General features: G+C 59.7%; 14 protein-coding genes and 1 pseudogene. 10 read left to right on the forward strand and 5 right to left on the reverse strand.

Translation table 11 applies throughout. The features are described 5' to 3' along the window. Positions 1 to 606: 606 nt before the first annotated feature. The 3 genes and pseudogenes from ACVMB0_RS01035 to ACVMB0_RS01045 form a co-directional block, all read left to right on the forward strand. Entirely contained in the window at positions 607 to 1,041 is a 435-nt protein-coding gene (locus ACVMB0_RS01035) for an SET domain-containing protein (RefSeq protein WP_461317432.1), read from the forward strand. 320 nt (positions 1,042 to 1,361) lie between these two features. Further along, positions 1,362 to 1,568 carry a hypothetical protein gene (locus tag ACVMB0_RS01040; RefSeq protein WP_461345008.1) on the forward strand — a complete coding sequence of 69 codons (207 nt, stop codon included), beginning with the start codon at positions 1,362 to 1,364 and terminating at the stop codon, positions 1,566 to 1,568. A 2-nt stretch (positions 1,569 to 1,570) separates the two neighbouring features. Then, a pseudogene (locus ACVMB0_RS01045) lies at positions 1,571 to 1,885 on the forward strand (transposase); the annotation flags it as partial. Between the two features lie 645 nt (positions 1,886 to 2,530). Here the strand turns inward: ACVMB0_RS01045 and ACVMB0_RS01050 are convergent. Both ACVMB0_RS01050 and ACVMB0_RS01055 read right to left on the reverse strand, forming a co-directional pair. Then, the gene (locus ACVMB0_RS01050) at positions 2,531 to 3,838 is read right to left on the reverse strand and encodes a type II toxin-antitoxin system HipA family toxin (protein WP_461345009.1); all 1,308 of its coding nucleotides are present in this window, start codon (positions 3,836 to 3,838) and stop codon (positions 2,531 to 2,533) included. Beyond that, the gene (locus tag ACVMB0_RS01055; RefSeq protein WP_050399954.1) at positions 3,838 to 4,092 is read right to left on the reverse strand and encodes a helix-turn-helix domain-containing protein; all 255 of its coding nucleotides are present in this window, start codon (positions 4,090 to 4,092) and stop codon (positions 3,838 to 3,840) included. Before ACVMB0_RS01055 ends, ACVMB0_RS01050 begins: the two co-directional genes overlap by 1 nt. A 183-nt stretch (positions 4,093 to 4,275) precedes the next feature. On the opposite strand from ACVMB0_RS01055, the gene ACVMB0_RS01060 reads away from it, so the two are divergent. Then, positions 4,276 to 4,707 carry a hypothetical protein gene (locus ACVMB0_RS01060; RefSeq protein ID WP_461345010.1) on the forward strand — a complete coding sequence of 144 codons (432 nt, stop codon included), beginning with the start codon at positions 4,276 to 4,278 and terminating at the stop codon, positions 4,705 to 4,707. A 647-nt stretch (positions 4,708 to 5,354) separates the two neighbouring features. On the opposite strand, the gene ACVMB0_RS01065 is transcribed toward ACVMB0_RS01060, so the two are convergent. Further along, positions 5,355 to 8,753, reverse strand: a complete 3,399-nt coding sequence (locus tag ACVMB0_RS01065; protein ID WP_461345011.1) for an autotransporter outer membrane beta-barrel domain-containing protein — start codon at positions 8,751 to 8,753, stop codon at positions 5,355 to 5,357. A gap of 904 nt (positions 8,754 to 9,657) precedes the next feature. Here ACVMB0_RS01065 and ACVMB0_RS01070 point away from each other — a divergent pair. The 6 genes from ACVMB0_RS01070 (at position 9,658) to ACVMB0_RS01095 (ending at position 19,733) form a co-directional block, all read left to right on the forward strand. Further along, positions 9,658 to 10,989, forward strand: a complete 1,332-nt coding sequence (locus ACVMB0_RS01070) for an MFS transporter (RefSeq protein WP_461345012.1) — start codon at positions 9,658 to 9,660, stop codon at positions 10,987 to 10,989. A gap of 1,981 nt (positions 10,990 to 12,970) precedes the next feature. Further along, on the forward strand, positions 12,971 to 14,500 hold the full coding sequence (locus ACVMB0_RS01075) for a Wadjet anti-phage system protein JetA family protein (RefSeq protein ID WP_461345013.1): 1,530 nt from the start codon (positions 12,971 to 12,973) through the stop codon (positions 14,498 to 14,500). Next, entirely contained in the window at positions 14,490 to 15,128 is a 639-nt protein-coding gene (locus ACVMB0_RS01080) for a DUF4194 domain-containing protein (protein WP_461345014.1), read from the forward strand. The genes ACVMB0_RS01075 and ACVMB0_RS01080 overlap by 11 nt, the downstream gene beginning before the upstream one ends. 23 nt (positions 15,129 to 15,151) lie before the next feature. Then, on the forward strand, positions 15,152 to 15,919 hold the full coding sequence (locus ACVMB0_RS01085) for an ATP-binding protein (protein ID WP_461345015.1): 768 nt from the start codon (positions 15,152 to 15,154) through the stop codon (positions 15,917 to 15,919). Positions 15,920 to 16,056: 137 nt separating this feature from the next. Next, the gene (locus tag ACVMB0_RS01090) at positions 16,057 to 18,561 is read left to right on the forward strand and encodes an SbcC/MukB-like Walker B domain-containing protein (protein WP_461345016.1); all 2,505 of its coding nucleotides are present in this window, start codon (positions 16,057 to 16,059) and stop codon (positions 18,559 to 18,561) included. A gap of 2 nt (positions 18,562 to 18,563) precedes the next feature. Beyond that, a complete protein-coding gene (locus ACVMB0_RS01095) occupies positions 18,564 to 19,733 on the forward strand; it encodes a Wadjet anti-phage system protein JetD domain-containing protein (protein ID WP_461345017.1) in 1,170 nt (389 codons plus the stop codon). Between the two features lie 675 nt (positions 19,734 to 20,408). On the opposite strand, the gene ACVMB0_RS01100 is transcribed toward ACVMB0_RS01095, so the two are convergent. Both ACVMB0_RS01100 and ACVMB0_RS01105 read right to left on the reverse strand, forming a co-directional pair. Beyond that, positions 20,409 to 21,671: an ABC transporter ATP-binding protein gene (locus ACVMB0_RS01100; protein ID WP_461345018.1), complete on the reverse strand. Its 1,263-nt coding sequence runs from the start codon at positions 21,669 to 21,671 to the stop codon at positions 20,409 to 20,411. A gap of 58 nt (positions 21,672 to 21,729) precedes the next feature. Continuing rightward, positions 21,730 to 22,203, reverse strand: coding sequence for a hypothetical protein (locus tag ACVMB0_RS01105; protein WP_461345019.1), 474 nt, complete (start codon positions 22,201 to 22,203; stop codon positions 21,730 to 21,732). Positions 22,204 to 22,984: the final 781 nt, after the last annotated feature.

Here is a 22,984-nt window from a genome sequence, read left to right on the forward strand (position 1 = left end):
GACTCTTACGAGCTTGGCGACCTTTGTGGGCGATGTAGATGAGCGCTACCCGTCCCGATGAACTTGCGCGCATCATCGCTCAGCGACTCCTCGTTCAGCCGAACGGCTATCGCCTCTTATTATTGAAGAGCCGGCCGCCAAAGCTGCGAAGAAAATACCTACGGTGTTCTTGACGGCACGTTTGGCGGCATTGCCCTTTGTAAGGCCCTGCTCAAGCCCCGAAATAAAGGAAGCATCCTCGGAGTAAAGAGGCTGCTTCCTGCGTTCCATTGAAACCCTGGTCGACTGAACTGTTGACAACTGATGACGGCGGGCCTGGTGGTCCATCACCCCCAGATGCGCATCCTGGTCGTGGCCTTGCGTAGCTCCTTCTGGCCAACGCCGTGTGCGGCGTCGTCGATCCGCATCGAGTCTATCAGTGCCGTATCTTCGGGATCAGCAATAGCCGGGATCCGACAGCAGTAGCACCGAAAACAATACAGAGATCGAAGAAAAATCGAAATTGTGGCGGAGGCGCGATTAAACAGCCCTCCCAATTCTTGGAGGAGATTTGCGGGACTTAGGTCAGTTAGCTTGCTGGGTGTTAGTCACCTTTGGAGAATTTCAGTGTTGATTGTTGAAACCATTTTGAAGCCAGACCGCTTTGGCGGCATCGGACTTTTCTCTGCTAATTTTTTACCTAAAGGCACATTAGTTTGGATTCATAATCCAATCGTTGACATTGCCGTGACGCCTCAACAGTACGAAGCCTTACCTCCAACATTTCAAGCTTTACTTGACAAGCATGCCTATCCAAGAGACCGCGATGTTGATGATGGTGTTGTAGAGTACAATGCTGACAATGCCCGTTTCATGAATCACAGCAGTCAGCCAAACACATATCAAGGGGATCATTGCCGAATTTTCACAGCCCGTAACGTACAACCCGATGAAGAACTGACTTGCGATTACTCGTCTTTCGATCCACGGTGCGACTTATCGTGGGTTAAAGAGCTGGCGCCGAATCCTGGAGCCGGAAGGCGCCTGGCAGCGTTGGATTGAGTCTGCGGTCTGGCGACGTTGATTCCGTCGGCAAATTTACACCGGGCAGAGTTTCGGCAGCGGTGTCCCCTTCGAGACGACGCGAGTTGAAGATCATCGTGAGCACGGTCTTGTTCGACGTCCTTGGACGCGCACGAAAGCGCCTTCGATGACGTTGGTAACCCCCGACGTGTAGTTCACTACATCTGTAGTACCAACTTAAGGCTTCGTTACTGATTCGCTTTTTTACTCGCTAATGTCCGCAACGCGTCCTGGCAGCGAAAACACTGGGCTGCTGTTACGATTCCCCCGTGAGTCTTTAAGGAATTGGTGCGGCGTTCATGCAGAAGCAGATCGTGGGAGCCGGACGCTGCTGTCCCGAGTGCCTCGACGACTTGATTGACGAGAGCAGCCCGGTTCGCGTGATCGACGTATTTGTCGATGCGCTCGGTTTGGCTGAGATAGGCTTTGAGGTTGCGGAGCCGGCGGCGGTTGGCCATCGTACCATCCCTCCGGTGCTCATCAAGCTTTACCTTACGGCTATCTAGACCGGGTGCAGTCGGGCCGGCGGCTGGAACGAGAGGCCGGGCGCAATGTCGACGTGATGTGGCTGCTGGTTCGGCTCGCCACCGATCACAGACGATTGCGGACTTCCGCAAGGACGACGGCCTGGCGTTGCGCAAGGCGTTTGCGAGCTTCGTCGAACTCTGCCAAAAAACGGGTCTTCTGGCGGCGGCCAGCCGTCGCCATCGATGGTAGCAAGTTTAAGGCCGCGAACAACCCGAACAGGAACTTCACGCACGCGAAGATGGAGCGACGGCGTGCTCTGTTGGAGGAGAGCGGCGCGCTACCTGAGCCAAATTGACGCGGCCGAAGCCAGGAGCCGACAAGCCGCCGACCACAAAGGAGACGAGGCTTACCCACAAGCTCACAAAAGCTGAAGGAAGGAAATGGACATGCTTGCTTTCTGCGAGAAGCAAATGCTTGCTTCACCGTGCCACTGAAGTTTGATCCAGCAGCGGTTAGGTGCGCCAAGTGGGCTTGCAGCGAGACCGAACTTTGGACCACCCAGAACTAGAGTTTTGCGCCTTAGCACGGTGGCGGGCTGGTTGCGGCCTTAAGCTGGTCTGCGATGTGATCGGAGATGTCGCCGATTTCAGCTTGCAAGTCGGCCTGGATGTTCGGAAACCGAGCCCGTAATAGCGAGACTCTGCCCGTTCGTTGAATATCTAAAGTGCGGCCCGAATCGAGCTCCTCTGGAGCGATCGGGCCATCATAGCGGCAACACCCTGGAGCGCGCGGGGCTGGCGTTGCTGGTGACCATGATCATCATCGGCGCGCCGATCATCGCGTTCCGGCAATTCTGGCGCCGGCGCCGCCGACGGCGATCATGGGCGCGATGATCGCCTGTCGACATTGATGCCGACGCCGACGATCTTCATCCTGCTGGTGCCGGTGTTGGTGCCGCCAGCGCTGGCCCGCTCGCACGCAGCCCCTTAGGCAGAAAGTGTCAACGGTCGTTTATAAGACCGATGCGGCGAATAGCGGCGACTCTTATCGAGTCTGCCAATTCTTTGGGAAAGCCTTTGGGGAGGTCCTTTATCACTTTCGCAAAGGCTGCCTCGAAGTTTTCGACGAGATCCTCAAAGATTGCGTGGACTACGGCCGGCCCAACGCCGGAGATTTCGGCGGTCTGTAGGAAATGACGCGGCAAAATATCAGTCATTCCATAGTGGCGATTCTTGCCGACCGACATTGCAAGTTTAAAAGCTTTGCGCTGAATTTGTTCGGCGTCGAGGCTTGGTTGCGCGCTCAAGACATCATAAAGCGGCGTGAGCCGGAAGCGCCCCCCGGGGCTCAGGAATAGGCTAAAATTCTTGGCGTGCCCGTCGGTTGCGCCGATGAGCCAGAACACGATGCTGGCCCGCAAAAATGTCGCGATGTCTTCGGTCGGTTCATCGCTACCCTTGAGCAGTTGCAGGATGTCTTTCATGCCGGGGCCGCCATCCGATTGATATTTCCGGGTGGTGGGTACGGATAGAGCCTGGCAGCAATCTTCCTGAGGAAGGCGCAGCAACCTTTTATCATTGGTCCAGCGCCTATCGAAGCGCTCGACAATCAACGTGCGGCGACCACCAAAATCGGCGATCTCGACGTTCGCCGTTGGTACGCCAAGCGCGGCCAGCAGCTTAAGGCAGAAATATTCGTTCTCGACGCTGTTCGAGAGATCGATCCCGTTCGGCAAACGACCGATTTGCGGTTTGAGAATGTGCGTCGTCGCCGTGGTACCAGTCGGCTTGTACCATTTGCCATCTCGCCGCAGCAGGGCGGTCTTCTCCTGGGCACCAGCGATGGAAATCCGGAAATCGTCGTCTTCCCCCATCCCAAGTGGAGCGCTCGCAAGGTTCTTGATGATGGCGGCGACATCGCGGTCGGTGACAGCCTTCCCTTCGATCGTACCGGCAGGTCCAGGATCGACACGCTGTGGAAGAAACTGGAGTGCACCAACGCAATCATGCCCGAGTGCAGAGAGCATGCTGTAGGCGTCAGTACCTTTTGCCCCCACCCGCTCCGCGACTCGTTTGCGTATCTGTTCGCTATCGGGCAACAGGTTGTCAAACACGGCGATTACAGGTGCGCCGATATAGCGGTCTTCGCGCAAGGGCAGCGATAGCGAGATTGGGAAGGTCGATTCCCAGGAGAGCCATTGCGGAGTGTAACGAAAGTCGATCGCACCGCTGGACTCGCGCCGGAGCATGCCTGCCAGGCGTGCGTTGACGAACACATTCAGGGGCGCGTTTGCTGGAGGCCGGCCCATCAGAAAATGTCCTCGATGTCAGTCGAGGTGGCCTTGCTGCGGGTACGGACCACCAGTTCAAGATTGAGCGCGGCCAGCGCCTCCATGAGGGTGTGGAGCTGAATGGCAGGCTCGCCCGCTTCCAGTCGGGATACGGTGCCCTGACGCAGATGGATCTGCTTTCCTAAGCCTGACTGGGTAAGTCCGGCCTGTCGGCGGGCCCGCCGTAGAATGGCGCCGAGTTGCTTTTCCGTACGAGCAATATGCTGCGTCATGTGAATCTCCGCGTTCAATATACGCAAATCCGTATAGATTGTCAATATACGCGAATCCGTATATTTTATTAATATACGCGCATGCGTATACCAGACAGATATACGCGATCGCGTATCGGCTATTCTCGATTGCGGGCCGTGCGGGGTGGTGCTTGGCAAGTCAGTGTTCGGCAACATTCCAAAATGTCATCGATCGCCGCCATCAATGCTGCCGTACTCGATGTGTGCTTATCCGTCGTGCCAGATGGTCGCAAAGACGCATCCGCCGTTGGGATCGAAAAATGCGGCTTGCTCGTCCTTCTTGATCTCCTTGCGCTTGGCCCGAAGCAACTGAGCGAGACAGCGTCCCTCACCCGCATTGACCAGAAAGTGGCCGGTCGGTTTGTCCTTGGCGCCGCGTTCGGGTTCGACGACAGGAAATTGCAGCATGCCGAGGATGCGATACTGGCGGCGAGAGCTTCGACTTCAGCCTTTCGAATTTGGCATCTTACGAGCATTCTTGGGCGACTTCTTCAGTTTGCCGCGCGGCACCACCACGACGGGCTGCGACGGAGGTCTTGGTTCTGTTGTTTTTCTCTTAAGGCTGAGGTTGTGCCCGGCAAAAAGCCGCCATAACCCCTGCCTCGCAGCGCGTAGCGAGGTGTGCAAGGCGCAAGCGCTGAAGGAAGTTGGAACAACTTTTTTGGGGCACCGCGGACCGTGGGGGAAGCCAAAACCGAAGGCCTGTCCTTGCGCCGCGCCGAGGGGCGACGCCCCTAAGCTGCTGCCGCGGCAGCGGCAATACAATGCTTTATAGAACTAAAGGCGCGCAGGGCTGGGGAATAGAAGTATTTCCAAAGCCTCGGGGAGAGTGGTGCTCCGGCGGCACCGGCCTTTGAGCGGCACCCGTCTGACGCGGCAGCGATAGCGACGGCGGCTGACCGCCGGACCGCTTCAACGAGTGCCCCCAGCGAGGAGAACCTTATGTCTTGCGCGAGTAATCGTGACCCGAGGCCGAGACAGCATGCTCGGTGAGCTGGCGCATAGACGAAGTCGTCACCGCGTGTAATGGCGATCTGCGCAGCGCGCTCAAGGTCCTCTTGCTCGGGCGGCGCCGCGACGTCGTGGCATGTCTTCGGCTGATGGCGACGGCAAGACCGCTGTGAGGCGCCGGCGGCGGCATTCAGGTGAGCTCGATGGCCGGCCAACTTTTTGCCGACGAGATGTGGACGGAATCAACATGGTTCACTGCACAGCGGCGCCGGAGCCAGCATCCCCATTCATCAGAACTTCACGTTGAAGGTGGCATTCAGTCCGTTCTGGGTGATGCCTGAACCGAACTGACCCTGGTAGGCGATGCCAAGGGTGCTGTTGTTCGAAAGCTGGAAATCCAGACCGGATTCGACGAGTGCCACGTCTTTGCCAATGGATAGGCCTGAAGCTGCAAAAGGGCTGGATCCAGCAGCAAAGCTGGCTGTCGACAGCGGAATGAGGTCGCCTACGGCATGACGCCAGCCAATATCGGCTCGCGCAGTCGTGGCTATCTGGCCAAGTTGAAAACGGGTGGTCGCGTAGACGCCGAGCGTGGAGAGCGTCGTATCCATCGTGCCAGGGTGAACACTAAGCGCTGCTCCGTTCAATCCCCTCTCGCCAAAGCTGTCCGTCGCCGCGCGAACATGGGCGAGATTGGCATAGGGCTCGATCACCGAAGACTTGCCGAGAGGGACTTTGTAACCCAGTTCTCCAAAAATCTGGAAAGTGCCTGCATCGTAATCCGAGATCAAGTTGTCGTTGAAGCCCGGGAACCGAACGTTGCGGGTCATCTCAAGATCGTGCCATGTATAGGCAAGGCCTGAACGGAAGGCGATGGCCCCGTCTGGCACGGCCCACTCGGTGCCGGCATAGGTCCCGAACGTGTAATTGTCGCTGCGGCTTGACGAGGCAGCAGCAGCGACTTTGAAAATGGAACGGCTATAGCCTGCAAGAACACCGACCCGCCAGTCGTCAAATGCCGAGGTGTCGATCCCGGTCATAAAGCCGTTGATGGAGGATCTGGTGCTCGCACCATTGCTATCGCCCGATTGGGTCGTCCATCCGCCAAAGGCAGAAGCCCACGCCGCATAACCTTGCAGGTCATAAGAGGGCAGGTCAGAAGAAGCCGGGCCGACCAGGCCGGTGGCAGAGGCAGAATTGCCGCGCGACCTGTTCTGATCAGGACCATAACCCATCACCGCCATCGCCGAGGTTGGCGCGCCGCCAAACGCCCGTTCCAGACGGTTGTAGACTGCCGAACGCGCATAATAGCTGTCATTGACACGTCTGCCCTGCTCCGAGGCATAGATGGACGGAGAAAGTTGGCGCAGCCCAGATGTCACCGCCGTGCCGTCCGGCGCAGAAAAGTCGAGCGCCGCGAGAAGCGGGTGCAATCCTACAGCCGCGTTGCCAGCTACTCGATCGAGCGCCGTGCCCACCTGTCGGCTGTTGGCATCGGCTCCATAACGCGAATAGGCATCGGATGGGCGGGAGAGTGTCAAGGCGTAGGTGTTGTCGCCCTGAGCCGCTGTACTCGCCAGCAACGTTGGCGATTGCAGGGCTGTCGTCACGTTCGCGAACGAGCCTGTAAGATTTGTTGCGTTCAGCCATTGATTTGAGGAGACGTTGAAGCCGCTGCCATACCAGCCGCGCTGCGGGGTGATCGTGAGCGTACCGTCGACCGTTGCATTTCCGTTCACGATGAGGCGGCTGAACCCGCCAGCATCGTTTACGGCGACCTGCAAGCGACCGGTCGAGGTTTGCAGATAGTCGCCATACACCTTGATGCTGTTGTCAAGGCCGCCGATGAGGGGCGCGACAGCACCGCTGTTGGTGAAGCGACCACTCGCATTGAGCAGATAACTGCCGTTACCGGACAGGGTTGCGCCTTGCGCAACCGTTGCGTCGTACACCTCGTGATTGCCGGTAAAAGAAACGACGCCGCCGGAAACCTGCAGCGAAAGATTGTTGCGTCCAACGATATTGCCGTCATAGCGGGCTGCAAAGCTTGCGTCCGGCTGTTGCGTTGAGTGACCGCTCGCGTCAGGCGTCAAACCGAACGTTAATTTGGTCAGACGCGGAGAACCGTTCTCGTCGACCTGGTTGTAGTCAGACAGGATGTCCCCTGACAGCATTGCGCCACGCATCACATTGATCTCGCCGACGTAACCATTGTTCGACATGTACATTGCCGCATGATTGCCAGCCAGGCGACCGGTCAGATCAAACTTGCTGACGAGCGGACCTGCGATTTCGTCCAGCATCTGGACCGGGTTGTTGCCAATCGTGCGAATATACGAGCCACGATATTCACTGTCATTGCCCAACGCATTGTTGCCAAAGTCGAAACTTGCTGCGATGCCACGCTCGCCGAGAGCCTGCACGTCCCCGCGCTGAGTCAGTGTGTGATCCTTGCCATAGGCGAACATAACCCCGCGCCCATGCGCGCCGTCGGCGTACACGCGGGTCCCGGGCGGAATTATGATCTGATTGTTTTCGCCGTCGACGCGGATGCCGGCGCCACCTGCTCCCCTCGAAAGCAGGTCGGCGCGCTGGACCACAGTGTTGCCGCTGCCATAGACGTGCAGTCCCAGTCCGAGCGTAGCTGTATTGTATGTATTTGGCAGATAGGCGGTACCCTCAGCACTGCGACCGAAGAACGGATTGTCGTTGACCAGATTCTGACCATTGCCGTAGATGGAGTAACCGAAGAGTTTGCGCCGGTCGATGCTGTAGCCCAGATCCTGCAACGCGGCGATCTCCGCCTCCATCAGGACGGTGTAGTTCTCGTATCCCTGATGGCTCATCGTGCCGTTCTTAAGCTCGCTATGCCCAGCGAAGGGGTCATCCAACCGGCCGTCCTCAGTCATCACTCGAACGGGAATACCTGGCAAGGCACCGGCCAGCACTTCACTCACATGCTTCCCGGCGAAATAGCCCCGATCGCGGCGCAGGTCGAAAACATCCTCAGCCGGCAGGTTCACGCACAGCGAGCAATAGATCTTCTGTCCGGGCTTGGCTTGTTTGCCGTTGTCGTCATGCAAATGTTCCGTCCAGGCATTTAGCTTTTCAGGGAAATACGCTGATAGCGACCCGTCGGGATGTAGTTTATAGCTCATAGTGCTGAGCATACCGTGCGCGTGGCCGAGTTCGTGGATCACGACGGGTGTAAGACCAATCTCGGGAGTCCTTGGCAATTGCGAAGGAATGTATGCTTCGGACGAAAACCCCATCTGGCCGATTGTAACCATGCCATGTGCGCCGTATTGCAGCTCACCCGGCTCCTGGCCCGTGAGTGCCGCCTGCACCTTAGTGAGGCCACCAGGGGACGTACCACTATCGGCAAATGCGTTGCGCTCGCTATCTCCACCGATGTTGACAATGGCCGGCAACTGCCCCGGAACAACCTTGATGATTTCCGCCCAATACCGAATCGCCGCCAGTGATTGATCTATTTCTGATTGTGGCAAGCTCCGCGTTGAACGCTCGTCATCTTCCCAATAAGCGCCATCGCCGGGACCAAATATCCGCGCCCGCATGAAGGGCATGCCATTCGGATCCCTGACGTCGTAAGTTTCAACCGCTCTGCTGGGCGTATCCAGCAAGGCACTAGCCGCAAGCACGATGGTCGTTATCGTCTTCGTCTTCATTTACAGATTCTGTCCGGGGTCTTGATTGCCGGCGTGCTTCGCCGTCCAACTTCGAACGCGCGTGCACGCAGATGCGCCAGCGAAGCGCAGCCGTCATTGGTCGGACATCGGCCTTGTGCCTTCGTAGCCCGAGTCTGACGGTAGAACTTCAATTCAAAAGGAAGGCTAGTTCTCTGGAGGGAAGTCAGCCTTGATGAAGTCAAGTCAACTCACAAGTATGTCCCTCATTTCTGGTGGCTTTGATTTCAACGTCCTCAAGCTCAAAGTCTGGCACTTCACGCTTGCCATTTGCGATCCGCCGACCCGCGGCTCGCCTGAGCGAATATGACCGCCCGATGCTTCGCGGCCGTGGCCGATGTCAGCGTTTTCATGGGCCCCGTTAACAATGCGAGCTCCTCTTTTGATCGCAGACAGATCCTGCATTCTGTAGCGCCAATTCCGACAAAGCAGGCGGCTGCACGCAGCTAACAAGCAGCTGAGCAAAAGCCGGGCCAAATCGTGATGCCTTCGCCGTGCGCAACAAGATGAACGCGGCAACGCTGCGCGGCGGCCCTTCGGCGTGAAAATAGGCGATGCCCATTCGTCGCCCTCCAATGTTGTCGCAAACTCGCCAATGCGCAGGAGCAAAACGACTGCCTCGTCCGACAATTGCAGCGCGCCTTGTTCATCTTCGCTGGCGATCACCGTCTTCGATTCAAGGTTTGAATGGGGCGCAAGAGGCAGGCATTTTTGTTGCACTCATCAGCGTGAGCTTCGTCCTGGCATGCGTCAGGCATATGTAAATACCCGGGACGCGCGACCGGCCGCCTCATGCTAGACGGCGTGTAGAGCAGGTCGAATTCAATGCGCGCGACCGGCTGCTCGAAATGCTCAGGACGGCGATCGCGACTCAGACGGATCGAGGATGGTCAAGCAATTTACTCAGGAGAAGGCGGACCCAGTCCTCAATGCCGCAGACGAACGCTTGACCCGCCGTGCCGTGTTAGGTGCAACGATCGGGAATATTCTCGAATTCTACGACTTCGGAACCTATAGCTTTTTCGCGATCCAGATCGGACAAGCGTTTTTTCCGGCAAGCGACCCGTTCGCCAGCCTCATGCTATCACTTGCAACCTTCGGCGCGGGTTTTGTGACCAGACCGATCGGGGCCATCGTGCTCGGCTCGTACTCGGATCGGGCCGGCCGCCGACCCGCGATGACCGTCAGCTTTGCCATGATGAGCGCCGCGATCCTATTGTTGGGTATTACGCCCTCGTACGAGACAATAGGAATTGCCGCCCCGATGCTGGTCATTTTCGCACGTTTGGTGCAGGGCTTCGCGCTGGGCGGTGAGGTTGGTCCGACGACCGCCTATTTGATGGAAGCGGCCCCGGCCGAAGGGCGCGGTCTTGCTGTCTCGTTTCAGCCTGCCAGCCAACAGATCGCTGCGACGGCCGGAGCGCTTGTTGGAGAAATACTCTCGCTGACTATGACAACCGAAGCACTCAACGTGTACGGATGGCGGATCGCGCTGCTGCTCGGCGCCGCTACGCTGCCCTTCGGACTGTGGTTGCGGAACTCCCTGCCCGAAACGTTGCACCGCCCTGAGCTGCCTGCTCTGGCCGTCCAGACTGTAGGGAAATCGCCTGCCGCGCGCCGCATCATGAGCTTGGGATTCGTCGTCCTGGCCTGCTGCACGATTACTACCTACGTCACGGGATATATGACCACCTATGCACTGAACACCCTGCACGTTTCCGCGCCTCTCGCCTTTGGCACTACGCTTGTCAGCAATACGGTAGGAATTGCTGCCGCATTGCTGGGCGGCTGGCTCGCAGACCGCGAGGGCCGCCGGCACATCATGATATGGCCGCAGATCGCTGCATTGTTGATGACCTATCCGGTGTTCTTCTGGATCTCAGAGAGCCGCAGTGCCCTCGCACTTCTCGGGGGTCTCGGCGCGCTCACCCTCATCGGAACGATTCCGTATAGCGCCTTCTATGTGAGCATGGCCGAAGGTTTGCCCAAGAACATTCGTGGTGGCGCCTTCGCGACGATCTACGCCTTTGCCATAGCGATCTTCGGAGGCACAGCTCAACCCGTCGTCACCTGGCTGATCTATCTTACCGGCAGCGCGCTGGCGCCCGCCTGGTACATGCTAATCGCTAGCACCGCCGCGCTCTGTGCCATGCTCACGATGCCGGAGACTGCACCGCTCAAGAATAATAGCGCTGTAAACAAGCAAAGCCCGCCATAACGCTGGACAATATGATCACGAGTGTCTTTCTGCCGATCGCCCGACGCCTCATGCCGCCTGACGAGAACGTCGGAATGCTGCCTTTTACGCAGGTCGATCGCGCGACCATCGAGAGCGCCGATAGCGCGGAGTAATCCAAGAGCACCCATGACCTCGTCGATGGTTACCAGGCCCATCAGACTGTCGGTGCCAGCAGCCCTTCACACGACGCGATCGACGAAGCACCTGGCCGCCACGAAGCGAGGATGGGCTGTTTGTCCGAAAGCCAAGCCAGGCTCCGAGCAGCGGTCCTCAGGTGGTCAAATGATCCTGGTGAGGTCGAATTCGTCAAGGATCTTCGGTTAAGCGTCTCGATCCCTGCGCTGTGCCTGGTCCATTGATACGATCGCACTTGTCAGAAATTCCAGGCCGCAGGTGACCGCGGCAGCCGGCCAAAGCTTGGGTTCCGGCTCACCTCAGGGTTGCTTGGATGGCCATTCCAACAGGCGCCAACGCAAGAAGCGCGAGAGCATTCCGCTAAGGCGGCCGACTATTTAGTCCAATGGGACAACACTTGACGCTCGCAGAGCAATTGACCGTTCACCTAGCCACGCTTCAAACGGGCGGCCAACCTATGGTCGACCCAAAGTGCGACGACACCGTGGGCATCTAGATACCCCTCGCCCTTCCTTGGTCTCGTCGCTGATGGCTGATGAACTCATAAGTGGTCTCGCCACTTGAGCCGCATCGACCGCGAACGCGACCTATATTCTAAGTCCCTCGACCATTGTCGTTAATTGGATCGATCAGGGCGTTCCAAGACGGCTTGGAATTTCAAGGAATGATCGATCTCTCGGGACGACTGCTCGCCCAAATCCGATGCGCAGATTCACATATTACAATTGACTTGCATGCCGATGGCGGGCCCAATTGGTGGATTGCAACGGCTTGTAGAGAGCACCGGTGAATTTTGAAACGCCTGCGCAGGCCAGATTCCTCGTTCGAATGGGGACCTCTGGATGGATGGTTTATGATCGGGAGCGCAAAGGGCCAGCGCTGACCAAGAATAGCCGCCTAGCCGAGAAACTGACGAGGGAAGAGGCGGAACATATAAAACAGACCCTGGCGAATACTCCGCACAACGACCGAACATAGTCGTTGGTCGCGGCATGAGTGTTCTTTCGCGCTCGCAATCTAGTGAGGTCAAGTCCTTGCGCCTCGATTGGGCAAAAGCAGTCGCGCTTCTCATGATCGCTGCTGGCACCCTGCTGGTGCTTGTCAGCCTCATGACCAGAGCGCGGCGCCGACGCTCTGACGGAAGCCGTGAAAACGCAGATGTGTCCGGATCAACAAGCGCCGTAAAGCGTCCTAAGAAAGCGCCATCTACGGAAGAAACGTCCCCGGAGAACCAGGAGGTTTCAACTCGACCGCGAGCCCGGCCGACCAATGAAGAACGAAGTTAAGCGGCGCAAAATATCTAACCTCAGAGCCGAGACCGCCCGCCCCTCGCAGACTGCAGGGGGACGTAGCTCGCAATCGTAGACACCACGATTCTCCAGGGTGCCTGAAGCCAGCCCCGATCCTGGTTAATCGCCGCACGGGTACAGCCCGCGCCACTTGACCTGACCGGATGATCGACGGCGGCCAGCAGATTGCCTTTTTGGTGCTACGCCGGCCGGCGGCGTCAGTAACGTCCGATCTAACAGCTTTTCAATGAGGAGAGCTTGGGCAGCGGGGCTTTTGTCTCATTGGACAACGTAGCTTGCCGAAGCTCTTAGAGCTGCCCTTCTCCGAAGACTGAACCCTGCCTCGAAGCGCCCCCACCCTCAGGCTCGACAGCTTCCCTTCGACAAGCTATACATGAACATACAGGGAACAAAAACCTTCTAGTTGCGAGTGCCTTGAGATACATCTCGACTGAATTATTTCTTTGGTAGATCATAAGGTTATGGACAACAGATCGCCGCCCTTCTGGATGACACCGATGCAGGAGCAATAGCGATTGTCCTTGTTCCGCCATTTGCATGACGAGGCTTTTTTGGCCTTCTCGCGCGATCACAAGCACCTGTACGCGGCTTGTCTGCTCGACCTCCTTGAACGCTTCTTTTCAGGCGCGCCGTCGTTCCCGACTCCGCAGCAGGTCGTCCACGCGATCTATGACGTCATGCGCGCCAACCCGGCCCTCTGGAGCGAAGGCGACGACTTCGGCACCCTGCCGGAAATGATCTCGGCAGGTCGCCGCCGTATCCGGAAGGCCGACGTCGCGCTCGCGTCCGAGAAGGGCGACAAGGCGCTCGGTCTGGCGCGGCAACTCTACGCGCGGCTGCTCGCCTGGGGTTGGCTTGAGGAGGAGGAATACGGGCTCCGTGTCACGGTCGACATGGCTATGGGACCGCTGCTCGTGATCCAGCGGCTCGCGAGCCTCAATAAGGATCTCTCGCAGCGGTTCGGCGGCTTGATCGTGCAGATCCGCCTCAATCTCGAAGCCGTCGAAAAGCTGAGGCCCGAGATCACCGACCGCAAGCAGCGCGAGGCCGCGCTCGCCGTCCGCGAAGCACGCAACCAGGCCGACCAGTTTACCAAGAGCCTGCGCGCCATTCTGGCCGACCTGAAGCGGATCCGACGGACCGTCATGGAATCGAAGACGGTGGCTACCCGGCTGGAAGCCTTCTTCGAGGAGTTCGTCGACCAGCTCCTGCTGAAGGATTTCGAGTCCATCCTCACCGTCAACCATCCGTACCGCTTCCGCGATGCCATCGTCGATCTCGCACGGCGGATCTCCTATACACCGGACACTATGCAAGTCCTCGCCGAGGAGTACACCGCTTCCAGCATGGCCGCCGACGTCGAGGACGGTCGAATGGCGGCGGCGGACGATCTGCTCGCAATCGAAAACATCTTCGAACAGATCGGCGAGATGTTCGAACGGATCGAGGCCTTCCGCAGGCAGCTCGAAGCCCGGGTCCGCAACACCATCAAGTACGCCGAGCGCGGCGGGCAAGGACTAGTCGGCAGGGCCGGCGACCTGGTGCGGCGGCTGGACGCTCTGCTGCGAGACGGCAGGCACGACAAGTCGACCGTCGAGTGGAGCATCGAGCCGCTGCGGTCGCCCTGGTCGGAGCACCATCAGGCGCCAGCCAGGCAGCCGCGCCGCCCGGTCGAGGCAAGGGAGCTCGCCGGCCCGCCCTCGGACCCATTGTACGAGCTGAGGAAGAAGCTCCGTCTCGAGTACATCGCTCGCATCGCGCCCCGGCCCGAGGATGTCAGACGATTCCTTGAGGGCCAGGTGCCGCCATTCGCGACCAAGGAAGCTCGCTTCATGGAAATCGACAGCGTGGACGACTTCCTCGCCTTCGATTGCGCCCGCCGCTATGCGCTGACGGGCGAGGTTCCGCCGCAGGTCGCGGCCGGATTCGATCTGGAGCCGCGCCCAGACACGCCGCCACACGACAGCGAATGGCTTCGTTGCGCGAACTTCCTGGTCAGGCGGTCCGGTAGGCTCCGGAAAGCGGAGGCGCCCCATGCTCAGTGAGTTCGAACACGTCGAGCGCTCCTTCGGTGCGGAAAAGGCGGCCGACCTCCGCAAAGCGCTGCACTTCCTGCTGCGGCGGCAGTTCGTGTTCGCGGGAGATCCCAGAACCGGAACCGTCTACAACATGATCATGGACGGCCGCTTCCGCAATGTGGTCGATGGCTTCTTCGATAGTTGCGGATACCGCCTCCATCGCGATCCGGAGGCGCAGTGGGCCGGCATCGTCGCCATGGACGAGGACGTGCCCCTGCCCCGGATGAAGCTCGACGAAACCATCGTCATTCTGGTGCTGGCAGCGTACTGGCAGCAAGAGGTGAACGTCGGAGCGGTCGAAGACCGGGCCGTCGTGGTCGCCACCTTGAATGACCTGTTCGACCGCTACCGGGAGATGGCGCAACACGGCGGCGGAGGCGCGATCTCGGCCGCCCGCTTCCGCGATATCCTGCGCGAGGCCGCCCAGCGCAGCCTTGTCGAGATCGGGGACTTCGACGACAAGCAGCAGGACTGCGAGGTCAGAATCCGCCCGATGATCAAGCTGATCAGCGGCGGCGACGCCCTGCAACGGCTCGAGCGCTACGTGCGGAGCGAGGAGGCCCGCTTTCCGCAGCAGGCGGGAGACGAGGCATGATGGAGCTACGCCACCTTACGATGGTGAACTGGCACCTGTTCGACGTCGCGGACATCGACGTGATGGGGCACGTCGGCGTCCTTGGCGAGAACCGTTCCGGCAAATCGACGATCCTCGATATGGCCCAAGTCGTGCTCACCGGCGGCAGCCGGCGGTTCCTGCGCCTGAACGCAGTCGCCGGCGACAGCGGAAAGTCGCGTGGTGGCTCGAAGCGCAGCGTCGTCGACTACTGTCTCGGCACGCTCGGCGAGGACCAGCGCCGGCGCGACGAGGCGCGCACTTACATCGCGCTCGGTTTTGAAGACACGGAAGGCGCGCGGCCGCCGGTCACAATCGGCATGGCGCTCGAGGCGCGGAAGTCAGACAGCAGGGAAACCGTGCTGGCGCTGTTCGTCACCGTCGGCGCCGTTCTAAGCTCCAAGGACTTCATCGAACAGCGCGGGAAGTTGCAGTTCCCGGCGCAGTGGGAAGACGTGCGCGCCCGGATCGTCGCGGTGGTTGGCGAAGGCAACTTCGTGAACCACCGCGATCGGGCCGGCGACTACGTCCGCGAGTACATGCGCCATCTCCTGCCGCATTCGCCCTACGGCGAGCAGAACGCAAGCGCGCTGCAGAAGTCGATCGTCAATGCGATGACGCTCGATCACAACCAGACGGCCACGCAGTTCGTGCGGAACTATATCCTCGAGGACAGTCCGATCGGGATCAAGGAGCTGCGCGAGTCGATCCAAACCTACCGCAATATCAGCGAAACGATCCGGAAAATGCGCCTCAGGCTCGAAGCCCCCTGAGGGCACTTCGGGAGGTTCTCGCCGCACTCGAAGAGGCGCTCGAGACCAAGTTCAGGGAGGAGTGGATCGCCAAACGCGCGGCCTGGCTCGCGGCGCGGGCGATCAACCTGGACTTTAAGACAAAACGGCGTACCGAAATGGCGCGCCGAGATGCCGCAGCAAAAGAACTCGAATTCATCGAGGAGGACGTCAAGGCCATCGATCAGGAGATCGAACGCCTGACGGCAGCGATCGCCGAGCACGATGCCAAGACCGGAAGAAAGTCGCTGCAGCAAAGCGCCGATGTGGCCGCGCAGGCGGCGCACCGCGCCTCGGCCGACTTCAAGGCACGCCTGGATAACATCCGCAGCCTGCATCCGCTCCGGGCGATGTGCGCGGACTCTTTCGAAGACTTCGTCCCTGCGCTGGAGCGTCTTCTAACCGCCGCCGTCGGGGCCGACATAGCGGGCGTCTCAGACGAGCTCTCCGCGGCCGAGAAATCCTTCGCGACCAGCGGTGCGAAATGGCTGCCGAAGATCGACGAAGCGCGTCAGGCGATCATCGCGGAGCTTTCCGGGCTGCGAGGCCGGCGCGACGAGGTGCTGGAACGGGTCCGACAGCACGCCTCCGGAGGGGCGCGGGCCTATCTTGGCGACGACACTGAACTCCTCTGCCGAAGGCTCCGGCAGAAGGGAATGGCCCCGCGCGTGCTCTGTGACATCATCGAAGTCGCCGAACCCGAATGGGTGGGGGCCGCCGAGGCGCTCCTCGGCCGCGACCGGGAGGCGGTGTTCGTGGACAGAGCGGACATCAGCGCCGCCACGGCGATGTTCAAGGAAGGCCGCCGCGAGTTTCGCCACGCATCCCTCGTGAGCCTGAACAAGCTCGAGCAGTTCAGGGCCAAGCCGGAGCGCGGCAGTTTCCCCTCCATCTTCCGGAGCCAGGATCCGGACGCGATGGCGTTCATCATGCGCCGCTACGGCACGGTCCGTCTCGCCGACACGCTCGATCAGTTCAATAGGCCCGGCCGGGCCATCATGAAGGACGGCCTCTACGACGATGGACTCGTCAGGACCCATCGCTGGATCGAAGCCGCGCAGCACAAGATCGGAAAGGCGGCCCAGGCGAACGCCCTGCGCTCCCTGCAAGATCAGGCCGAGGAACTGGATCGGCTCCTGGCCGACAAGAGCAAGGAGGCCCAAGCCGCGGAGCAGGCCTTTGCCGCTCTGAAGAACATCTGTGAGGGGCGTGACGACCTGAAGGCTTTCGCTGCGGCCTTCGCGACCGCGCAGATCGAGATCGGCGAAGCCCATGCCAGGCTCCATGCACTCGATGGCGCGGGCGACGGCGGCCTTCGCGACAAGAAGCGAGCGCAGCAGAAGCTGAAGGACAAGAGGCTCGACGAGAGAAAGACCCAGCAGAAGGCGTTTGGCGAGCATGACGGCGAACTCAGATCGGCCGAGAGGAGGCTCAAAGATGGGGAGAACGTGCCGGGCTCCGAGCTCAACCTCCGGGTCGCCCGATCGATCTACCGCAAGACCTTCCCGCTCTACTCCGCCGCGAAAGGCAGGCTCGTCTACCGCGAGCGCCTCGATGCCGCAGCAAAAGGCGGTTTTGCCGAGAAACACCGTGCCATCGCAGACAAGGCGGTTAAAGATGCCGACGCCTCGGAGGTCGAGCGCGTCCGGATCGAGCGCCGGGTTCGCGAGTTCCTCTACGATTACTTCGACCAATTCGGGATGAGCTCGCAAGTTGGCGCCGAAAGCGAGCCGCTACGCGAGGTGAAGCCCTGGATGGAGCAGCTCATCTCGGATATCGAATCCAATGAGCTGCGCCAGTACGAACGGCAGGCCCGAGAAGCGGCAGAAAAGGCCTCGACGCTGCTCCGCGGTGAGTTCATCAACGCGCTCACGGCCCGGATCGGCAAGATGGAGCGGGAACTGCAGTCGTTGAACCGTAGCCTCTACGCACATCCCTTCCACAACGAGAGATATTCGTTCCATCGCACCCAAGTGGTGGAATTCCAGCCCATCCTGAAGATCATCGAGATCGCCAAGACCTCTCCGGAGGCGCTCGACATGTTGTTCCGGGGCGATGTGCCCGATGATTTCCCGCACAAGGATACGATCCTTGCACTCGAGGCGCTGCTCGAGGATCCCGACAAGGACTTCACCCAGTTTGAGGACTACCGCAACTTCTACACCTTCGAGATCCACATGGAGGATGTCGCTACCGGCCGCTCGACCCGCTGGGAGCAGCGGCGCGGCACCGGATCGGGCGCCGAACAGCAGGTCCCCATCTACGTCGCCATCGGCGCTTCGCTCGCCGCCGTTTACGGCAGCGCCGAGCGTCGTACGGGCAAGCCCGCCGGCTTCGCTCTCGCCATGTTCGACGAGGCCTTCTCGAAAATGGATGGCAAGAACCAGCGGCAGATGATGAGCTTCTATAAGAATCTCGGGCTCCAGTTCGTGATCGCAGCGCCGTTCGAGAAGCGGGTCGCCGTGCTCGAGCACATGGATACGATCGTGGAAGTGGACCGCATTGGCGAGCAGTCCAGAGCCACCGTGGTGCAACTGAAAGAGAAGGCCAAGCGCGAGCTGATGGCTATCGATCCGGATCTGATGTCCGAAGATGAGCTCGCCAGCCGCCTGGCCGCCGAGTAGCCATGGCGCGGCGTTTCACGGACGCGAACGGCCTCTTGAACGACCTGCTCGATCGCTTCGAGGCCGGCGCCGCAAGCCCGATCGCCCACCCGGATTATGCCGCCTTCGCCTCGGTCGTCGCGGCGGACGCCTTCCTCAAGCAGATCAGAGAAGCCGAAGGTACCGCCGCGGTGTCCGTTGGCTGGGGCCGAGGCGCCAAGCGGGATCAGGTCGCACACGTGCGGCTGGCCTCGGCGGAGATCCTATACCGATATCTCGACCGCACCCCCGCGTCGCGGATTGCGCAGGACGCTGCGGCAAGGCTTGCCGCTGGATCAGCGCTGCGCGACTCTCTGAAGAACAGCGCTTCCCAAATCGCCGAGGTCTGGGGACGGGGCAAGACGTGGCACGGATTCGCTTCGTCCGACGTCGAGATGCTGCGTGACGCCTTCGTTCTCGCCCAGGCCATCCTGGATAACAAGCATCTCGACGTCGACTACAAGACCTTCTCGCGACGGACAGTGGGTCACAGCAAGACGCTCGAACGCATCGAGGGTGCGGTCGTGCGGCTCCTGAGCGGCATCCTGGAGTTTCCGCCCGGCGCGCGGCCCCGCGAGGCACTGCGGGCAATCGGACTGGAGCGCTTCGCGCCACCGCTGCTGGTCGCGGGAAAAATCGACCTCGAGGGAGCAGACCTCTCCAGGATTTCTCCACATTATCTTGGAATCACTCCCAAGGAAGCAGATCGCGTCCGTTTTCGGGAGCCGCCGGCGTACATTCTGACGATCGAAAACTTCGCAAGCTTCAACCGGCACATTGCCGAGGCGGACCCTCGTCGACTGGGAGCGACGATATACGTCGGCGGTTACCCCTCGCTGGCCACCCAGCAGGCGCTGCGGACGATCGCAGGGTCGGTATCCGAACAGACGCCGATCTTTCATTGGTCGGATATCGATCCCGACGGGACCTGGATATTCCACACCATCGAGCGCGCCATCGGCCGACCGATCCACCCCCACCTGATGAGCGTCGAAATTGCCGAGCGCTCGGGACAAGTGCCGTCCAAAAAATCCGCACCCGCCAGATGCTCACCAGAGTCCGGTATCGCGCGGCTGGCAGCGTACCTGGCAGAAGATGGAGCCAAGACGCTTGAGCAGGAAGAACTCGATCCCGTTTTGCCAGAGCTTCGTTAGAAAATCCGTGTGGGTGTGGGGCCGACATCGCACCGTCCGCAGTTCAAGGATCTCGGCCGGCGATGGTTGAACAACACCTGCGATCCGCAAAGCGGACGCCACGAGTAAGGCGGCTGCTTGTCGGGACAAAAAACGCCGTCGGCACGCGCTCGGCACGCCCCGAAGCACCGCCGGCCCTCCGGAACACATCGCGTCCACGGCTTTTCCTGAGCTGCATACCCACCCTCGTGGTCAAGCGCATGCGTGCAAGGGCGGCAGCTCCGATCCGGGTGACGGCGCAGGACCATGGCCGCCTCGCCAATGCCCGCGAAGACATCGTGGCCGATGTTGGCGTCCGGACGCAAGTATTGGTTAGTGGGTCGACGTCTGCCTTGTCGACGAGCTCATCAATCGCGGCACATAGAATTCCGGTCTGGTGCAGCCTGATTCAGGACGAAGGAGCCTGCTCCGACCGCAAAGCGATCGCCAACTTACGCCCGCCCTGCCGCCTGGCGTCGCAGATTGCCAATCGGCACCTAGAATGCTTCACGTCTATCGGAGCACAGGGCCCCGATTCCTTCATAGATGCCGAGGATCGTCTCTATGACGTGGGTAGCTCCTTGAACGGCGACTGCATCTCGTCCGGCGATGCACCTTCTGTGCGGCGTCAACGCGCCGGCCAATCATTCCCCTCGCCTATGTCACTGACAAGCCGCAGTTGGTCAGATCGACCACGACGTCGCTTGTAGAAACGACGCCCTTGCGGTGAGTGATCGCCAGCACGGTCACGTCTTTGGCTAGCGTACGGATATGGTTCATAATGTCCTGCTCGGTTTCTTCGTCGAGCGCGGAGCTGGCCTCGTCAAGAAGAAGGATCGCCGGCTCGCCATAAAGCGCGCGGGCAATGGCAATACGCTGGCGCTCCCCGCCGGAAAGCTTCAAACCACGTTCTCCAACGGCTGTTTCAAATCCTTCAGGCAAGGCCTCGATCAAGGGGAGAATAGCGGCTTTTTCCGACGCAGCGCGAAGGCGCACTTCGTTGCGGGGCCGCCCTAGCAGGATGTTGTCGGCTAGCGACTCATTGAGCAACATCACGTCCTGCGGTACGACAGCAACTGCGGTATACCAATCCGCGCGTTCGATGCACGCTATATCGGTTCCATCTACCAGAATACGACCGCGGTCCGGTTCAATCGACTTCAAGACAAGCTTAAAGATTGTCGATTTTCCCGATCCCGATTCACCGACAAGGAAGGTGATCCCACCCCGCCCAGCCACAAACGAGACGTTCGTAACACCACGACCGTTGTCGTAGGCGTAACCAATGCCCTCGAAAGAGACCTGGCCAGCGGAGGGCGTGAAATCTTGAGCGTGAGATGGTCGCCGCTCTTCGGGTGCGGCCCATAGTCTAGCCAGGGGGATGAGGTCGGCTCGCGAGCGCGCCGCGTCAGAGATGGCACGCGCAACCATCTCGAATGGCATATTGAGCTGGAGTAGAAGCGTGTTGAATAGCACCATATTCCCGATGGTGACCGCCCCGACCTGGTATTCAGGTATGAGAAGGAGAAACGTGACCGCAAATTGTAGCGCGACGGCAGGGCCGAGCACAGCGATGTAGGCAACGCGTTGCAACACATAGGCGCGCCAGTTATCACGCACCTCCCGCGCCGTCATCGCAAAGCGCTGGCTCATCCAGGAATGACTGCCGAAATAGCGCAGGGTGTCCATTGAGCTCATGACGTTGCCAACGAAGCGCGCATTGTCTTGTCCGGCTTCTCTGGCCCGTTCCAGGAACACGTACGCCCGACGCGTGGAACTCCACGTCAATGTAATCAGGACTGCCCCATAGACGACGACGATTGCAGCGATCTGGATATTGAGGAGCGCGCCGAGAGTAACGAACGTAAGTAGAAGTTGTGTTGCAGCAGGGATGAAGACGACGATCCCAAGTTGGACCAAAGCCGTCAGGGCGCTGCGCCCGCGCGCGGCCGCACTCTGTATCTCTACGGGATTGTGCTCAAGGAAAAAAAGCCGCGGTTTTCCTCAGAATGCGATCAAAGAAACCCGTTGCAGCGATGAAGCCCAGGTTCTCGGCTGTCATGAAGGACAGATACTGCAGCATGCGCTGCAATGCGGAGGCGACCCCGAGTAGGACCGCATAGCCTGCGACCCCCCACGCAAGCACCGACATGTCTTTCTCGCGCGGGAGACGGTCAATGAGAGAGGAAAATACGTAGGGCGCTGCGACGCTGGTCGCGCTTGAGACCAGCACCACTGCGACAACGACGAGAAGCAGCCACCGATCGGAGCGCCAGTACGCATGCAAAATTTCGGAAACCGGTGATAACGTGCTGCCGTTCGACATATCTAGCGGATAGATGAATGGGCTTTGCTTTGGGAAAGAGCCGACATAGCCCTGTTCGCACGATGCTTCCGTGCGAGCGCACATGAAGATGCTCGATGAGGGCTCGCCGGACTTTCCGTTTACCATTGCTTGGCTTCAAATCAATCGATCCAGCACGGTCATTAACTCACCAAGGCTGGTAGGTTGTCGTCCGCCTTCTCCCATGAGAGATCATGGTTTGTGGCGGGGTGGCCGAACGCCGCTGCGAATTTTGCGAATTTTGTTTGGCGATCGTGAACTCGACGGACCGCTATGAGGGCTCAACTTGAAGCGCGCCGAGGCAACATCAGGCAGGAGGTTTGAACTCCGCGATTTTGGTCGCGGTTAAGTCTCGTCCCGGCCTTGGTGACAAAGTGGAGTTCAGCAGTGGGCGTTGCCTGATCGTAGTTAAGCACCCTGTCCTTCCGCGCGATCCCAAATGCTCCCCGTGGCGGGCTTGAACAGCTTCAGAGACCGGAACGCAACGGCTATTGATCAAATCGCAGTTGGTTTGGGCTCTGAACAGATCGGGACGCACACATGTGCTCGGTCAGTTTTGATCTTTACCGGCAGGCGCGCCTTGGAGGCTTACAGCGAGATAAATGTATTCGGGCGTTCTGAAGTTCGCGGCTATATTGGAAAGTAAGGCACCACGAGCGCTCAATCGGGAACACCGAGTAGCGACGTCCGCCTACATCTTCCGCCTGCATCCTTGCCTTTGCCGGACCGATTTCGGAGTTGTCGGGATGCTCCAACGCAATTCTTTTTCCTGTCGACAGTGCTGGTCACAGACCGGCTGACTGCGTCACCAAGGCAGATCCAGCCAGCTCGACCAGGCGAAGCCTCATATGGGAAGCGTCGAGTCGCCGGCGCGTCCCTCGACCAGACC

Source organism: Bradyrhizobium sp. USDA 4451, assembly GCF_054822585.1.

Excerpts from the sequence above, each read along its gene's own strand:
- ACVMB0_RS01040 (WP_461345008.1), top strand. The coding sequence starts at position 1,362 with ATGCAGAAGCAGATCGTGGGAGCCGGACGCTGCTGTCCCGAGTGCCTC.
- ACVMB0_RS01050 (WP_461345009.1), bottom strand. The coding sequence starts at position 3,838 with ATGGGCCGGCCTCCAGCAAACGCGCCCCTGAATGTGTTCGTCAACGCA.
- ACVMB0_RS01055 (WP_050399954.1), bottom strand. The coding sequence starts at position 4,092 with ATGACGCAGCATATTGCTCGTACGGAAAAGCAACTCGGCGCCATTCTA.
- ACVMB0_RS01060 (WP_461345010.1), top strand. The coding sequence starts at position 4,276 with ATGTCATCGATCGCCGCCATCAATGCTGCCGTACTCGATGTGTGCTTA.
- ACVMB0_RS01065 (WP_461345011.1), bottom strand. The coding sequence starts at position 8,753 with ATGAAGACGAAGACGATAACGACCATCGTGCTTGCGGCTAGTGCCTTG.
- ACVMB0_RS01070 (WP_461345012.1), top strand. The coding sequence starts at position 9,658 with ATGGTCAAGCAATTTACTCAGGAGAAGGCGGACCCAGTCCTCAATGCC.
- ACVMB0_RS01080 (WP_461345014.1), top strand. The coding sequence starts at position 14,490 with ATGCTCAGTGAGTTCGAACACGTCGAGCGCTCCTTCGGTGCGGAAAAG.
- ACVMB0_RS01090 (WP_461345016.1), top strand. The coding sequence starts at position 16,057 with ATGGCGCGCCGAGATGCCGCAGCAAAAGAACTCGAATTCATCGAGGAG.
- ACVMB0_RS01095 (WP_461345017.1), top strand. The coding sequence starts at position 18,564 with ATGGCGCGGCGTTTCACGGACGCGAACGGCCTCTTGAACGACCTGCTC.
- ACVMB0_RS01105 (WP_461345019.1), bottom strand. The coding sequence starts at position 22,203 with ATGGTAAACGGAAAGTCCGGCGAGCCCTCATCGAGCATCTTCATGTGC.